The sequence below is a fragment of the Streptomyces sp. NPDC048338 genome (assembly GCF_043201055.1).
Classification (GTDB): Bacteria; Actinomycetota; Actinomycetes; order Streptomycetales; family Streptomycetaceae; genus Streptomyces.
Window position 1 is genome coordinate 591,526 of the sequence record NZ_JBICYQ010000003.1, and the last position, 15,917, is coordinate 607,442.

At 72.7% G+C, this 15,917-nt stretch carries 10 protein-coding genes, 1 tRNA gene and 1 pseudogene; 9 read left to right on the forward strand and 3 right to left on the reverse strand.

The window, feature by feature from the left end; all coding sequences use genetic code 11:
• Window positions 1-156 precede the first annotated feature (156 nt).
• Both ACGFZF_RS10280 and ACGFZF_RS10285 read left to right on the forward strand, forming a co-directional pair.
• Window positions 157-1,569, forward strand: coding sequence for a S1C family serine protease (locus ACGFZF_RS10280; protein WP_393552875.1), 1,413 nt, complete (start codon window positions 157-159; stop codon window positions 1,567-1,569).
• A 45-nt stretch (window positions 1,570-1,614) separates the two neighbouring features.
• Window positions 1,615-1,699: transfer RNA gene (locus tag ACGFZF_RS10285), tRNA-Ser, on the forward strand.
• Window positions 1,700-2,346: 647 nt separating this feature from the next.
• On the opposite strand, the gene fxsT (ACGFZF_RS10290) is transcribed toward ACGFZF_RS10285, so the two are convergent.
• The 3 genes from fxsT (ACGFZF_RS10290) to ACGFZF_RS10300 form a co-directional block, all read right to left on the reverse strand.
• On the reverse strand, window positions 2,347-4,752 hold the full coding sequence (gene fxsT / locus ACGFZF_RS10290) for an FxSxx-COOH system tetratricopeptide repeat protein (RefSeq protein WP_393552879.1): 2,406 nt from the start codon (window positions 4,750-4,752) through the stop codon (window positions 2,347-2,349).
• 210 nt (window positions 4,753-4,962) lie between these two features.
• The gene (gene fxsT, locus ACGFZF_RS10295; protein WP_393552882.1) at window positions 4,963-7,605 is read right to left on the reverse strand and encodes an FxSxx-COOH system tetratricopeptide repeat protein; all 2,643 of its coding nucleotides are present in this window, start codon (window positions 7,603-7,605) and stop codon (window positions 4,963-4,965) included.
• Window positions 7,606-7,794: 189 nt separating this feature from the next.
• On the reverse strand, window positions 7,795-8,652 hold the full coding sequence (locus tag ACGFZF_RS10300; protein ID WP_393552885.1) for a bifunctional DNA primase/polymerase: 858 nt from the start codon (window positions 8,650-8,652) through the stop codon (window positions 7,795-7,797).
• Window positions 8,653-8,990: 338 nt separating this feature from the next.
• Between ACGFZF_RS10300 and ACGFZF_RS10305 the strand changes: the two genes are divergently transcribed.
• From ACGFZF_RS10305 to ACGFZF_RS10335, 7 genes and pseudogenes are all read left to right on the forward strand, one after another.
• Entirely contained in the window at window positions 8,991-9,299 is a 309-nt protein-coding gene (locus ACGFZF_RS10305) for a hypothetical protein (RefSeq protein ID WP_393552888.1), read from the forward strand.
• A 353-nt stretch (window positions 9,300-9,652) separates the two neighbouring features.
• Window positions 9,653-10,831, forward strand: a complete 1,179-nt coding sequence (locus ACGFZF_RS10310) for an acyl-CoA dehydrogenase family protein (RefSeq protein WP_393552891.1) — start codon at window positions 9,653-9,655, stop codon at window positions 10,829-10,831.
• Window positions 10,828-11,904, forward strand: a complete 1,077-nt coding sequence (locus ACGFZF_RS10315) for a bifunctional MaoC family dehydratase N-terminal/OB-fold nucleic acid binding domain-containing protein (RefSeq protein ID WP_393552894.1) — start codon at window positions 10,828-10,830, stop codon at window positions 11,902-11,904. Before ACGFZF_RS10310 ends, ACGFZF_RS10315 begins: the two co-directional genes overlap by 4 nt.
• 1 nt (window position 11,905) lies before the next feature.
• On the forward strand, window positions 11,906-13,081 hold the full coding sequence (locus ACGFZF_RS10320; protein WP_393552897.1) for an acyl-CoA dehydrogenase family protein: 1,176 nt from the start codon (window positions 11,906-11,908) through the stop codon (window positions 13,079-13,081).
• Window positions 13,078-13,456: pseudogene (locus tag ACGFZF_RS10325) on the forward strand (MaoC family dehydratase); the annotation flags it as partial. The gene ACGFZF_RS10320 and the pseudogene ACGFZF_RS10325, both read left to right, overlap by 4 nt.
• Window positions 13,457-13,613: 157 nt before the next feature.
• The gene (locus ACGFZF_RS10330) at window positions 13,614-14,780 is read left to right on the forward strand and encodes a lipid-transfer protein (RefSeq protein ID WP_393552900.1); all 1,167 of its coding nucleotides are present in this window, start codon (window positions 13,614-13,616) and stop codon (window positions 14,778-14,780) included.
• Between the two features lie 52 nt (window positions 14,781-14,832).
• Window positions 14,833-15,789 carry a DUF1906 domain-containing protein gene (locus tag ACGFZF_RS10335; RefSeq protein WP_393552903.1) on the forward strand — a complete coding sequence of 319 codons (957 nt, stop codon included), beginning with the start codon at window positions 14,833-14,835 and terminating at the stop codon, window positions 15,787-15,789.
• Window positions 15,790-15,917: the final 128 nt, after the last annotated feature.

The following is a 15,917-nucleotide window of genomic DNA, read 5'->3' on the forward strand; positions in this document are numbered from 1 at the left end:
GCGGAGCGGCGGTACAGGATCGAGTCCGTTCTGTCCAGAAATAAAGAATTCAGTGCGGATGCACAGCTCCGGCTTACAGTGGCCTGACGTCCGGTGGGAAAAGCTGTTCGCACACAGAAGCTGCATCCACCCCGCGCAGTGAACGAGGAGAGAGCTGTGAGTACCGAGAACGAGGGCACGGCGGTTCCGGCGGACCGGAGTGCCCCGTCCGTCCCTCCCGCCCCTCCCGTACCGCCCGCGTCCTCGGCGGGCGCACCCGAGCCGGCGGCGGTGCCGCAGCCGGAGCCCGGACACTCCCCCCGGTCCGAGCAGGCGACGGCACCGCTGCCCGTGACACCCCCGGCGGAGGCCACGGTCGGCGCGGCGGATGCCGCGGGCGGTTGGCCGCCGCCTCCGCCGTCCGTCCCGGCCTGGGGCGTGCCCGTCCCGCCGGCGGCACCGGCCCCGCGCAAGCGGACCGGCGGCATCGTGGCCGCGGTCCTGGCCGCCGCCCTGGTGGCCGGCGGCGTCGGTGGCGGCATCGGCTACTGGGCCGCCGAGCGCGGCGACGACGGCAACAGCTCGACCACCGTCTCCTCGGGCGAGGCCCCGGCCGCGTTCAAGCGCGACCCCGGCACGGTCGCGGCCGTGGCCCACAACGCGCTGCCGAGCGTCGTCACCATCCAGGCGAAGTCCGGCGGCAGCGAGAGCGAGGGCGGCACGGGCACCGGCTTCGTGTACGACAAGGAAGGCCACATCCTCACCAACAACCACGTGGTGGCCTCCGCCGCGGACGGTGGCACGCTCTCGGCGACCTTCTCCGACGGCAAGACGTACGACGCCGAGGTCGTGGGGCGGGCCGAGGGCTACGACGTGGCCGTCCTGAAGCTGAAGAAGGCCCCCGACGGGCTGACCCCGCTGGCGCTCGGCAACTCGGACCGGGTGGCGGTCGGCGACTCGACGATCGCGATCGGCGCGCCCTTCGGCCTGTCGAACACGGTCACCACCGGCATCATCAGCGCCAAGAACCGCCCGGTCGCGTCCGGCGACGGTTCCGGCGGCAAGAACTCCTACATGAGCGCGCTGCAGACCGACGCCTCGATCAACCCGGGCAACTCCGGCGGCCCGCTGCTCGACGCGAGCGGCGCGGTCATCGGCATCAACTCGGCGATCCAGTCGGCCGGGAGCGGCATGGGGCAGACGCAGGCCGGTTCGATCGGCCTCGGCTTCGCGATCCCCGTCAACCAGGCGAAGAACGTCGCCGAGCAGCTGATCAAGACGGGCAAGCCGGTCTACCCGGTGATCGGCGCGACGGTGACGATGACCGAGAAGGGCGAGGGCGCGACGATCGCGGAGGAGGGCACCGGCGGCACCCCGTCCGTCACCCCGAACGGCCCGGCGGCGAAGGCCGGTCTGAAGGCGGGCGACGTGATCACCGCCTTCGGCGACCACCCGATCGACAGCGGTCCGAGCCTGATCAGCGAGATCTGGACCCACAAGCCGGGCGACGCGGTCCAGCTCACCTACGAGCGCGACGGCAAGACGGCGACGGCCACGGTCACTCTCGGGGAACGCACGGGCGACAACTGACCGGCTAGGCTGTCCCCCGCGCCGCCCCGACGGGATCCGGCGCGGGGTGGGTTGCCCGAGCGGCCTAAGGGAACGGTCTTGAAAACCGTCGTGGCGCGAGTCACCGTGGGTTCAAATCCCACACCCACCGCTTGCAGGTCAGAGAAGTAGCAGGTCAGAGGGCGGGCCCCGGATTCCGGGGCCCGCCCTCTTTGCTCACTCTGTCTCACCCCGGATCGGCTGTATCCCGGTGCTGACCAGTGCGTATGGGCCATGTGTGGGCCAGGATCCCGGGCTCACCCGCCGCTGAGCCCCTTCTCGATCAACTCGTTGGCGCGCGACTCCGCCGAACTCGGCTGGAGCGCCGCTCGTGCCGGATTCGCGAGCACGCCCGAACCCACGATTGACTGGACCGACGCTGGGAGCCCAACCGTCGAGATTCCGGGCTATTGCGTGGTCTATGACCCAGCGCAGGCCGGCCCATGACACCTGACTTCCGCCCGCATCGAGGATGGACAGCGAAGTAATGCCCGGCCTCCGAGACGCTTTGCAGGGGCCGTCGCGGTTGTCCTGGTTTTTGTCCAGTGCGCTGACGGACGCAGCCGTTCACTCCCGTACTCGCACCCCCGCGGAGCAGCCGCTCGAATGCCCGCAAACGCCCCTGAACAGCCGCGCGGACAGTTGGAAAGCGTGCACCTTTGATCAACCCGGCCTGCACCCACATGGATGGAGGTCCGAAGCGGCAGGCATGCGAGCCATGCATCCGACAGGTCGCTGCGTGAAGCGCATGGCACGCGCCTACGGATCAGGAAGGTTGTCACCCACGAGCGCTTCAAGCAGGGCATTGCTGGCCAGGGTGTCGGGGTCGTCATCACCCAGCACGCGCCGTCGGCGGGTCAGGGTGTCCTCGGCCAGTTCACGTGCTGCTTCCTTCTCTCCGAGAGCAGCCAGGTCGTTGGTGAGGCTGTGGGCGCTGCTTAGGGTGTGGGGGTGGTCTTCACCCAGCACGCGCCGTCGGCGGGTCAGGGTGTCCTCGGCCAGTTCACGTGCTGCTTCCTTCTCATCGAGCGCACCCAGGTCGATGGCGAGGTTGTGGGCAGTGTTCAGGGTCTCGGGGTGGTCCTCACCTCGCACCCGTCGGCGGCGTGCGAGTGTGTCCTCGCCTAGGGCACGTGCGGCTTCCTTCTCTCCGAGCGCAGCCAGCAGGATGGCGAGGTTGTGGGCACTGCTCAGGGTCTCGGGATCGTCCTCACCCAACACCCGCCGACGGCGGGCCAGCGTGTCCTCCGCCAGGACACGTGCAGCTTCATCCTCCCCCAACGCAGCCAGCCGGATGACGAGGCTGTGGGCACTGCCCAGCGTCTCGGGGGCGTCCTCCCCTTGTGCCCGCCGCTGCCTGGACAGTGTTTCTTCGGCCAGGGCGTGGGCCTGGGTGAGGTTGTTGGTGTCGCCGTAGGCGCGGGCGAGGTAGTTGGCGGCCCACCGGGTGTGCTGGTGGTCGCGGCCCAGTTGCTGTGTCCAGGTTTCGTGCAGCTGTTGCAGGCGGGGCAGGGCGATCGGGGCGCTGCTGCGGTCCATGAGGTACCAGCATGCCTCGCAGGCCGCGTACCGGCCGTCGGCCGTGTTGAAGTCGCTCGCCTCCAGGGCCATCAGGTGGGGCACCAGCGCGGGCCAGGCGGGCCAGGTCTCAGGGTCCGTAACGTCCCCAGGGTAGGCGGTGGTCAGGAGGGTTTCGGCGGCCCGGGCCGCATCCGCGTTTTCGGGCGGGGTGAGCTGGTCTCGGATCACGGCCTGGGTAAGGCGGTGCACTTGCACCGCGCCGTCCTGGATGCGGGCCAGACCCTGCGCAGCCAGGGCCCGCAGGGCCGTGCGGAGTGCGAGCGGGTTGCCGAGGAGATTGGCAAGCGACGGCGACGGGTCGCTGACGGTGCGGGTGCAAGCATGCAGGGGGAAGGGTTCGGGTGCCAGAAGCGTGCAAGCCCGCAGCAGAGCCAGCGCGTCAGGCTGGGTGGCGGCCAGGCGCTCGGTGGACAGGCGGATCTGTGCCGCCAGCGAGGCCGGATAGGTGTCGGGGCAGCCCTCGTCCAGGACCTCGCTGATCCGCTCCCGCAGCAGGGTCAGGTACTGGGGGACGGTGAGGCCGTCGACGAGGAGGGCGGCGGCCTGGACCAGGGCCAGCGGCAAATCCTCCAACTGCACGGCCAGCCGGCCCGCATCGGCCTCGCCCAGGCCCGGGACGCGGGAGCGCAGCAGGGCGATCGATTCGGTGCGGGCGAAGGCGTCCACCTCCACCGCCACAGCCCGGTCGTGCCAGTGAGGATTACGGGAAGTGATCAGCACATGCCCGCTCCCCCCGGGCAGATACGGACCCAGCGCGGCGGGGTCCTCCGCGTTGTCGAAGACCAGCAGCCATCGCCCCCGGGTGCGCAGTTCCTCCGCCAGCGCCGCGCACGCCTCGGCCGGCGAGGTGTCGGTCTGCGCCGCTCCGGTCTTGACCGCAAGCTCAGCCAACTGGTCCGGAATCAGGGCGGGTTCCTCGGAACGGACCCACCAGACCAGCTCGTACTCTCCGGCGAACCGGTGCCCGTACTCGATCGCCAGCTGCGTCTTGCCCACCCCGCCACGGCCCCGCAGAGCCTGCACCGCCACCCGGGAACCCGACGCGAGCGCCTGCCGCAGCCGCACCAGCAGGTCGTCCCGGCCGGTGAACCCGGCGTTGCGCCCCGGCAGGTTCCACACCCGCGGCAGACTCCCCGGCAGCCGCGGACCCGAGCCGCCCATTCCCCGTAACCGGCCCGCATCACCGGGGAATCTGGGCCGTCCGTCCGGACGGCGCGGCCCGCCCACGGCCTGCAGGAGCACCGTCCGTGCGTCGTCCTCGCCCAGGCCCGCCAGCGAGGGCGCGAGCAGCGGACCCAGGATGGGTGGGACGGTTGCGGAGTCGATCCGCACCGGTATCAGCTTCTGCTTGGCCGCGAGGACGGCCGTCCACTCCTCGGTCGTGAACCGGTCCGGGTCGAAGTACGCCTCCGAGAACACCGCCAGCATCCGCCCCGAGGCCAGCGCGGCGTTCATCTTCAGGACGAAGTTCTCACCCGCGCCCCAGTCCCAGTAGTCCAGCTCCACCTCGTAGCCGGCATCCACCAACTGCCAGGCCACCCACTCCGCCCACGCCCGGTCCGCCCCCGCGTGACTGACGAACACCCGACCACCATCGCCGACCAACCCACACCCCCGACGCAAGCCCGGCACCAGGCCATCGACAGTAGGCCAAACAACCCCACACCCGCCCGCACATCACCCCACTCCCCGCCGATCCGAGGGCGCACACCCCGAACCACGTGTGGGCAACCGCCGGTCGAGGAGCTGACGATCGCCATGTCGTCACGCAGGCATTGACTCCGATCCGGCTCTCTAGCGGCGCTTGCGCCGTGTTCGGCGCTGCCCTGCCTTGCCACTGGAGGCGCGCAACTTCTGGGCTTCGAACGGTCTGCCCAGGGCGATGAGTACCCGGGCGAGATTCTCTGTGGTGTCTTGAGTTTCGGGGTGTTCCTCGCCCAGGACGCGGCGGCTCCGGGCGCGAGTGTCCTTGAGGAGCCGCTCTGCCGCTGCGAACTGTCGAAGACGGTGCAGGGCGCCGGCGAGGGTTTTGGCGGATTGGAGTGTGTCGGGGTGGTCCTCGCCCAGGACGCGTCGGCGGCGTTCGAAGGTTTCCTCGCTCAAGCGCTGCGCCTCCTCGTGCTCCCCGATACGGTCCAGGGAGCAGGCGAGGTTGTTGGCCGAGGAGAGGGTGTTGGGGTGGTCCTCGCCCAGGACGCGTCGGCGGCGTTCGAGGGTGTCCTCGTGCAAGCGGTGCCCCACCTCGTACTCCCCGAGACGGGCCACGGCGTTTGCAAGGTTGTTGGCGGATACGAGCGTGTCGGGGTGGTTCTCGCCCAGGACGCGTCGGCGGCGGTCGAGGGTGTCCTCGTCCATGCGGCGCGCCTCCTCGTACTCCCCGAGACGGTCCAGGGTGTTGGAGAGGTTGCTGGCGGACTGGAGGGTGTCGGGGTGGTCCTCCCCCAAGACACGACGCCGACGTTCGAGGGTGTCCTCGTCCATGCGGCGCGCCTCCTCGTACTCCCCGAGGCAGTCCAGGGTGCTGGAGAGGTTGTTGGCGGACTGGAGGGTGTCGGGGTGGTTGTTGCCCAGGACGCGTCGGCGGCGTTCGAGGGTGTCCTCGTGCAAGCGGCGCGCCTCGCCGTACTCCCCGAGGTGGGCCAGGGACGTGGCGAGGTTGAAGACGACGGCGAGGGTGTCGGGGTGGTCCTCGCCGAGGTTGGCAACCCAGGTGGGGCGGAGGTCGGCGGCCATGTCACGTCCGGCGCGTGCCTGCCCGCTCGCGCAGAGATAGTGGCCGGCGTGGATGACTGTCCGTCGCAGCGGGGGGTATGGGGCGATGGCGTGGAGTCGGGTGGCCAGGTGGGAGGTGAGGGCGGCCCATGTCGGCCAGAAGACCGGGGCATCCGTGTCGGCCGGAGTGATGGCCGTCAGGAGGGTGCTGACGTCGCCTTCTGCTGCGGTGGCGTCGGCTTCGCCGGTGTGGTCGCGGACGATGGCCTGGGTGAGGCGGTGGATCTGGAAGGTTTCGTGGTCGACGCGGGCCAGCCCGGAGCGGGCCAGGGGCTGGAGCGCGGTCTGGGGCCACATGATGTCGTCGGGGTCGACGGTGAGCGTGGCGAGCCGGTCGCGGCTGGTCTCCAGCCAGGCGGTGGGGATGGGGTCGGGTCCCAGGAACGCTGCCAGGCGCAGCAGTTCGGCGGCCTGGGGGTGGCTTTCGGCCAGGCCGGTGGTGGCGATGGCCACCGCGGCCGCCAGGGAGGCGGGGTAGCCGGGCGGGCTGCCGTTGGCCAGCAGAGCCGTGGTCTTGCTGGTGAGCAGGTGGCGGTAGCGGTCCGGGGTCATGCCGGAGGTGATGACGCCGACGGCCTGGGCCAGGGCCAGGGGCAGGTCGCCCAGGTCACCGGCGAGCGCGTCTGCCTGCTGTGCGGCGATGCCGGGGATCCTGTTGGTCAGGTAGACGACGGAGTCACCGCGGGGGAACACGTCCAGGCCGTGGCTCGGGACGATGTCCTTCCAGCCGGGGTTGCGTGAGGTGATCAGGACGTGGCCGGGGCCGGTGGGCAGCACGGCCTCGAAGGCACCCGGGTCGTCGGCGTTGTCCAGGACGATCAGCCAGCGGTCCCTGGTCCGTAAATACTCCAGCAGCGACCGGGTGACGTGGTCGGTGCCCGCCTCGGGCCGAGCGACACCCAGCCGGGTCGCCAACTCGGCGTAATGCACCGGGATCTGGTCGGCCTGTTCCGCGTCGATCCACCACACGATGTCGTACTGGCTGGCGAAACGGTGGGCGTACTCCAGAGCGAACTGGGTCTTGCCGATCCCGCCCAGGCCGTGCACGGCATGCACCACCGCCTGCCGGCCCCCCACCAGGCCCTCCCGCACCTTGGTCATCGCCGCCTCGCGGCCGGTGAAATGCGGATTGCGACCTGGCACGTTCCACACCCCCGGCACACCCGCACTGCTCGGCAGCCGCGGACGCCCCTCAGAAGCGGTCCCGCCGGAGGCGGAGACCGCTACACCGCCCGGGAACGTTGGAGCGGTGAGCGGGCCGGCGGGACCCTCGACGGCGTCCCGCAGCGCGGCAACCGCCGCCGGCTCGTCCAGACCGTGCAGGTCCTTGCGGATCGCCGCCGTCAGGAGGTCGGGGATGTCACCGCCGCTGAGAGGTTCGATCGTCAGCGGGATGAACCGGCGCCGGCCCGCCACGACCGACGTCCACTCCTCATGGGTCCAGCGCTCAGGATCGAAATAGTTGTTGGAGAACAGTGCCACCACGGCGGTGGCGCGCCGCAGCGCCTGATCCATCCGCTGCACGAAATTGTCGCCGGTGCGCCAGTCCCACACGTCCAGCTCCACACGGTGACCGGCCTCCCGCAACTGCCACGCCACCCACTCCGCCCAGGCCCGATCAGCCCCGGCGTAGCTGACGAACACCGACTCGGTTGCCCCCGGCATTCCTCGTTCCCCTCCAGCGCGCTCATGCCCCGCGCCCGCCGCGGAAACCCCACCCATGCTCCTGCCTCTCCGGCGGGCTCAGGGCGTGAATTGGGAAATCCGGGCACGGGAGGCGAGCATGGCGCGGGCACCGAAAGGCATCGACGTGATGCCTCGGCTTCCGGGTCGGCCCGCCTCCCACCCCGGCCGTCAGCCCGCCGTCAGGCGGGCAGCCGACTGGATCGTGGCGCGGGCCTCGTGTTCCGGGAGGCCCGTGCGGATCGCGGCCGAGGCGAGGGCCTCGGTGAGGGTGTCGCCGAGGCCGTTCTCGTACGCGCGGCAGGCCGCCCAGAACAGGCGGGTGTTGCGCTGGCCCTCCCGGGCCGACAGGACGAAGTGGATCAGGCCCTGGCCCTGGTGGGGCGGGCGGGTGGTGGCGTGGTGCGGGCGGGGCGGGAGCGCGATCAGGCTGAGGAGGGCGCGCGGGCAGGGCGCGGGAGCGAGGTCCGCGGTGTCGGGCGCGAGCCGGTAGGCGCCCCGGGCGCTGACGGAGCCGGGGCCGACCAGGTAACCGCCCGCGCCGCGGATGTCGATCCCGGGGGCGAGGCGGCTCGCGGAGTTGGGGACGACGACGTCGGGCGGGCCGGTGAGCCACAGGTGCCGGCCGCCGCTGGGGGTGAGGACGGTGACGGTCGGCGGGAGGCCGAAGAGGTGCCCCAGGGCCATGTGGCGGAGTTCCACGGCGTCGTCGGACGGCGACCGTACGTCCAGGTCGACACCGATCAGGTGATGGGGCGGGCGGCCGCACGCGATGCCGTACCCGGTGGCCCAGGGTGCGGCGGCGAAGAGCGCCCGTACGCCCGCCGGGTCGGAGGTCGCGTCGTGGACACCGTGGCCGAGGCGGCCGCATTCCCCGTGGCAGGGGACCGGTGGGCTCTCGTCCCGGTGGGCCGAACGCAGCGCGGGGAGCTTCGTGGCGGACAGGGGGATGACGGGGAGCCCACGCTCCGCTGCGGAGAGGGCGTGGGCGAGGGCCAGGGTGGCGGTGCGCCGGTCGGTGATGGCCATGGATCCATTTTCGTACAGGCGTTCGAAGAAAGGAAGGGGGAGGGATTCGGCCGGGAGTCTGCCGGAACGCTTCCCCTGGTGCCGCGCCCGGGCCGTGGCCCGCCGCGCAGCCTGTCACCGGGCCTGAGCTGCGACGTTCGCGGGCTCGTGGGGGTTTATCGACTTGTCCTCACGCTTGAGGGGGAATCGTCCGCTGCGGGGTGGTTCGCCGGGGATTCGGTGGGCAACTCTGGAGTCGCGACGTCGAGCACGAACGACCGGGGCGGTCGGCCAACTGCCTTGGTGAGAGCCCTACTTACGCGCCTCCCGCGCGGTTTCCCTTCCTGGAGGAAGAACACATGGCAAGCATCCGTACCGCCCGCGTCCTCGCCGTTGCCGCCGCGCTGCCTCTGGCCGCCGCACTCTTCTCCGGAGTGGCGCAGGCCGACAACGGCGGGTTCGCGGACAACGGATCGAACACCGGCGTCGCCTCGATCGTCGGCAGCGGCGTGGGGGGTGACAACCACGGGAACTCGACCACCACGCAACAGGTGGCGACAGGCGCCGGCGCCTCCAACCAGAACAACACCGCGAGCGTGAACGGCTCCGGCCTCACGAACATCGGCCAGTCGAACGCGGTGGTGAACTTCGCCCCATGGTGGCTCTGACGGGTCGCGGGGGATCCGGCCCGAGGGGGAATGGCGGCCCGAGGGGGGCGGGGGGATGACGGGCCGGGGGGCCCGAGGGGGATGACGGAGGGGTGAACGGCGGCCTGTGCGGCGGTACTTCGGTGCCGTCGCGCAGGCCGTCCGTCGTGCCGGGCCGGTGCGCGCCGTCGAGGTTCGCCGGGCCGGCCGGGCCGGTGCGCGTCGTCGAGGTTCGCCGGGCCGGCGGGGGCGGGCGCGTCGTCGAGGTTCGCCGGGGGCCGGCGCGCGGGAGGAGTCGTCCGTGACCTTGACACCGCTCCAGCTTCTGACGGACAGTCAGAAACCTTAGTGTCCCCGTCCGGGAGGCCCTCGTCGTGCACCTCGCCCCGACCGAGCGGCAGCTGCGGCTGCGCGCCGAACTGCGCTCGTACTTCCGCGACGTGATGCCCGGCGGCCCGCCGCCACCCGGCGACACCGCCGCACAGCGGCGGCTGCTGCGGCGGATCGGCGACGACGGCATGCTCGGGCTCGGCTGGCCCGAGGAGTACGGCGGGCAGGGCCGCGGACCCGACGAGCAGTTCGTCTTCTTCGACGAGGCGTACCGCGCGGGCGCGCCGGTCTCGATGGTCACCCTGAACACCGTCGGTCCGACGCTGATGAAGTACGGCACCGAGGAGCAGAAGACCTTCTTCCTCCCCCGGATCCTGCGCGGCGAGACGGTCTTCGCGATCGGCTACAGCGAGCCGGAGGCCGGGACCGACCTCGCCTCGCTGCGCACGAAGGCGGTACGGGAAGGGGACTCCTGGCTGATCGACGGGCAGAAGGTCTTCACCTCGAACGCCCAGAACGCGGACTGGATCTGGCTCGCCTGCCGCACCGCCCCCGAGGCGCCCAAGCACCGGGGCATCTCGATCGTCCTCGTCCCGACGGACGCGCCCGGGTTCTCGTGGACGCCGATCGAGACGGTCGGCGGCCTGACGACGACCGCGACGTACTACGACGGCATCCGCGTGCCCGCCGGGAACCTGGTCGGACCGGAGAACGGCGGCTGGGGGCTGATCACCAACCAGCTCAACCACGAACGGGTCGCGCTCGCCGCCATCGGGATGCAGGCCGAGGACCACTACGCGGCGGCGCTCGCCGCGGCCCGTACCCCCGATCCGGTGACGGGCCGGCGGCGGGTCGACGAGCCGTGGATCCGGATCAGGGCGGCCGAGGCGCATGCCCGGCTGGCCGCGACGCGCCTGCTCAACTGGCGTCTGGTGGCGGACGTGGGGGCGGACCGGCTGGCCCCCGGGGACGCGAGCGGCGTGAAGTTCGCGGGCACCGAGTCGGCGGTGGAGGTGTACCGCATCTGCCAGGAGATCGCGGGCGAGGCGGGGACGGTACGGGCGGGGTCGCCGGGGGAGCTCGGCGGCGGCGAACTGGAGCGGATGAACCGGGCCGCGCAGATCAACACCTTCGGGGGCGGGGTGAGCGAGGTGCAGCGGGAGATCGTCGCGACGATGCGGCTCGGCATGACCGGTACGAAGCGGGACGGGGGGCGGCGATGACCGGAGGAGAAGACGCGACCGGCACGTCCGGCGGGCCGGGTGTCGGGCCGAGCGGCGGGCCGGGTGTCGGGCCGGGCGGCGACGGAAGCCGCGAGGGCGCCGGGGCGGCCGGTACGGCCGACGGCGTGTTCGCGGAGCGGCTGAGGTCGTACGAGGGACGGGTCGCGGCCGCGGGCGGCGTGGGCAAGGACCCGGTCGACGCGGCGATGATCAGGCACTGGTGCGAGGCCATGGGCGACGAGAACCCGGCGTACCGGGGGCCGGACGCCGTCGCACCGCCCACGATGCTCCAGGCGTGGACGATGGGCGGCCTGTCCGGGCACACGGACCGCTCCGGGCCCTACGACGAACTGTCCGCGCTGCTCGACGACGCCGGATTCACCTCCGTGGTCGCCACCGACTGCGAGCAGGAGTACCTGCGGCCCCTGCGGCCCGGGGACACCATCACCTTCGACGCGGTCATCGAGTCCGTCTCGGACCGCAAGACCACCAGGCTCGGCACGGGCCACTTCGTCACCACGCGGATGGACGTCCACGCCGACGGCGTGCTCGCGGGCACCCACCGCTTCCGCATCCTCAAGTACGCGCCCGCCGCGGCGAGGCCCCGGCCGGCCACGGGTTCCGGGGAGGGGGCGCGGGCCGTGACGGGGGCGTCCGGCACCCGGCCCCGACGGCCCCGGCCCGTCGTCAACCGGGACAACGCCGGATTCTGGGAGGGCGTGGCGGCGCACCGGCTGCTCGTCCAGCGCTGCTGCGACTGCGCGACCCTGCGCTTCCCCTGGCTCCCCGGCTGCAACGCCTGCGGCTCGCAGCGCTGGGACACCGTCGAGGCGAGCGGGGCCGGAACGGTCTACTCGTACGTGGTGATGCACCACCCGTCCTTCCCGGCCTTCGACCCTCCCTACGCGGTAGGGCTGATCGAACTGGCCGAAGGCGTACGGATGGTCAGCAACGTGGTCGGCGTCCCGTACGACAAGGTCCGCATCGGGATGCCGGTACGGCTGGAGTTCCTGCGCGTGGACGCGGAGCTGGAGCTTCCGGTCTTCCGGGGGCTGCCCGGAGGGGAGGGCTGACATGGACTTCACGCCCACGCAGGAGCAGGCCGCGGCCCAGGGCCTGGCGGCGCGGATCTTCGGCGATCTCGCCACGCACGAACGGCTCACGGCCGCGGGCGGGGACAGCGACCCCGAGCTGTGGAAGGCCCTGTGCGCGGCCGGCCTGCTGGAGGCGGTCGAGGAGACCGGGCTGCTCGGTCTCGTCCTGCTCGCCGAGGAGCAGGGCCGGACGACGGCCCAGGTGCCCTTCACGGCGAGCGCCGTGTACGGGCTCCTCGCCGTCGCCCGGCACGGCACGGACGAGCAGCGTGCGCGGCTGCTGCCCGGGCTCCGGGACGGTACGACGGTGGTGACCGGGGCGTTCCCGGACACCGGACGGATCAGGGCAGCCGAGACGGGCCCGGACGGCGGGGGCCTGCTCACCGGGACGGTCGACCGGGTGCCGTGGCTCAGGGACGCCACGCACGTCCTCCTCCCGGACCAGGACGCCGCGCTCTGGCTCGTCCCGCTGTCCGCGGCGGCCGGGCGCCCTCCGTCCGACGGAGCCGTGCCCGGCGCGAGCCCGCCGCCGGTGACCGGCGCCCCCTCCGATCCCGCCCCGCTCTCCGATCCTGCCCCGCCCGCCGTGACCGTCACGCCCGTCGAGCTCACCGCGCCCTGGGCCGCGGGGCGGCTCGTGCTCGACGGCGCCCCGGGCGAGCGGCTCGGTGCCGCCGGGGCGGACGGTGCCGCCGGCGCGGTGGTCCGCGCCTCCGTGCTGGCCGCGGCCAGGATCGCCTTCGCCGGGCTCCAGGCCGGGGTCTGCTCCGGCTCGCTGGCCCGCGCCGTCGCCCACACCACGGTGCGCGAGCAGTTCGGACGCCCCCTCGCCACCCGCCAGGCGGTGCAACTCCGCGCCGCCGACGCGTACATGGACACCGAGGCCATCCGCGTCACCGCCTACGAGGCGGCCTGGCGTCACGACCGGGCCCTGCCGGCCCAGGAGCACGCGCTGACCGCGGCCTGGTGGGCGTCGGAGGCGGGCAAGCGGGTCGTCCACTCCGGACAGCATCTGCACGGCGGCATGGGAGCGGACCTCGACCACCCCGTCCACCGGCACTTCCTGTGGGGCAGACAGCTCGACGCGTACCTCGGCTGCGGTACCGAACTCCTCGCCGAACTCGGCGACCTGCTCGCGAAGGGAGAGCCGTCATGAACGCCGGAGACGTCCTGCCGTCCCTGGAGATCCCGATCACCCGCACCCTGATCGTCGCCGGGGCGGTCGCCTCGCGGGACTACCAGGACGTGCACCACGACGCCGAGCTCGCCCGGGAGAAGGGCTCCCCGGACATCTTCATGAACATCCTCACCACCAACGGGCTCGTCGGCCGCTACATCACCGACCACCTCGGCCCCGGGGCCGTGCTCCGGAAGGTGGCGATCCGGCTCGGCGCGCCCAACTACCCCGGGGACACGATGACGCTGACCGGGACGGTCGCCGAGGTCGACGGGGACACGGTCCGGGTCCGCGTGGTCGGGGCGAACGGGATCGGCCACCACGTCACGGGCACGGTGACGGTCACCCTGCCCCCGCCCGGTACCGGCGGCACCGCGGCCGCCGCACCCGCCACCACAGCCGCCGCACCCGCCGCCGGCACCACGACCGCCACCACCTCCGCCTCGGCCACGGAGCCCGCCTCGGCCGCGGAGCCCGCCGCGGCACACCGGAACGCACGGGAGGAGCGGGCATGAGCGTCCGCAGGGCCGACAGCCTCGGCGGCCGGGCCGCCATCGCCGGCATCGGCGCGACCGAGTTCTCCAAGGACTCCGGCCGCAGCGAGCTGAAGCTCGCCGTCGAGGCGGTGCACGCGGCGCTCGACGACGCCGGGCTCGACGTCGCCGACGTCGACGGCATGGTCACCTTCACGATGGACACGAGCCCCGAGATCACGGTCGCCCAGGCCGCCGGCATCGGGGAGCTCTCGTTCTTCTCCCGCATCCACTTCGGCGGCGGGGCCGCCTGCGCCACCGTCCAGCAGGCCGCCCTCGCCGTCGCCACCGGCGTCGCCGAGGTCGTCGTCTGCTACCGGGCGTTCAACGAGCGCTCGGGCCGCCGCTTCGGCTCCGGCGTCCAGCAGCGCGAACCCTCCGCCGAGGGCGCCGCGCTCGGCTGGCAGCTCCCCTTCGGGCTCCTCACCCCCGCCTCCTGGGTGGCCATGACCGCCCAGCGCTATCTGCACACGTACGGCCTGACCCCCGAGGCGTTCGGCCACGTGGCCGTCACCGACCGCCGCCACGCCGCCCGCAACCCCGCCGCCTACTTCCACGGGAAGCCGATCACCCTCGCCGACCACGCCGCCTCGCGCTGGATCGCCGAGCCGCTGCGCCTCCTCGACTGCTGCCAGGAGACCGACGGCGGACAGGCGCTCGTCGTCACCACGCCCGAGCGGGCCCGCGACCTGCGCCATCCGCCCGCCCTGGTCGTGGCCGCCGCGCAGGGTGCCGGGCGCAACCAGGAGGCGATGACCAGCTTCTACCGGGACGACCTGACCGGTCTGCCCGAGATGGGCGTGGTGGCCCGGCAGCTGTGGCGGACGTCCGGACTGGCCCCCGGCGACATCGACGTCGGCATCCTCTACGACCACTTCACGCCGTTCGTCCTCATGCAGCTGGAGGAGTTCGGGTTCTGCGCGCCCGGCGAGGCGGCCGGTTTCGTGGCGGCGGACCGGTTGCCGCTGAACACCCACGGCGGTCAGCTCGGGGAGGCGTACCTCCACGGGATGAACGGCATCGCGGAGGCGGTGCGCCAGATGCGGGGCACGTCCGTGAACCAGGTGCCGGGCGCGTCGCGGGCGCTGGTCACGGCGGGCACCGGGGTTCCCACGTCCGGGTTGATCCTGGGCACGGACGGCTGAGGAGTCGGCCCGAGCGGTGGCCGGGCCGGGCGGGCCGTTCTTCACTCGCCCCATGAACAGCTCCCTGGCCGCGACGCCTTACCGCGACCGGTCCGTACGGGCGCGGCTCGTGCAGGCCGCGCTCGCCGTCGCGCTGCTCGTCGCCCCCGCGACGGCCGCCCCCACCCCTCCGACCGGCTCCGCGCGCGGAGCCGGTCCCCCTCGGACGGCCGGATCCGAGGCCCGGGGCGCCCCGGCGGCCCCGGGCGGCGACCCCGTCACGTACCGGTACTTCACCGGGAAGGGCTTCGACACCTGCGAGGCGCCGTCGCTCGCGGTGATGGAGGCCTGGCTCGCGTCGCCGTACCGGGCCGTCGGCGTCTACTTCGGCGGTCGCGGCCGGGGCTGCCCGGCGCAGCCCAACCTGACCTCGCACTGGGTCGCCTCGGTGCACGCCCAGGGCTGGCGACTGCTCCCGGTCTTCGTCGGCTCGCAGGCGCCCTGCGTCTTCGCCCAGAACAAGAAGCACGTCCCGATCGGCGACGACCCCTGGACCCAGGGCACCCAGGAGGGGGCCGACGCCGTCCGGGCGGCCGCCGCGCTCGGGATCACGCCGGGCAGCGCGCTCTACCTCGACATGGAGGCCTATCCGCTCACCGACTCCGCCTGCACCGAGACCACGCTCCTCTTCGTCCGGGCCTGGAACCGGGAGGTCCGCGGGCAGGGCTATCTGCCGGGCTTCTACAGCAGCGCCGACAGCGGTGTGCAGCACATGGAGGAGGCGCGGAAGGCCGGCTACGAAGACCTCCCCGCGGTGATCTGGTTCGCGCGCTGGCTGGGCGAGCCCGCCCTCTACTCGGAGAGCGCCCTGCCCATGCCGGCCTGGCTGGAGCACGGCCGGATCCACCAGTACGCGGGCAACGTCCGCGAGTCCCACGGGGGCCGCACCCTGACCATCGACCGGAACGCCGTCGACGGGCCGGTCGCCTCCATCGCCTCCGGCGACCCGTTCGACTCCGTCTCCCACTGACCGGCGCCCGCCCTCGCCCCCACCGGCCGACCCGGTGGGGGCCTCCTCCCCCCGCCGCCCCCGGGGCTGCCCGCGAGGTCCTGTCCTGCCTGCGGCGCGGGGCCACGCACCCGCTCGCACCCCGTCCC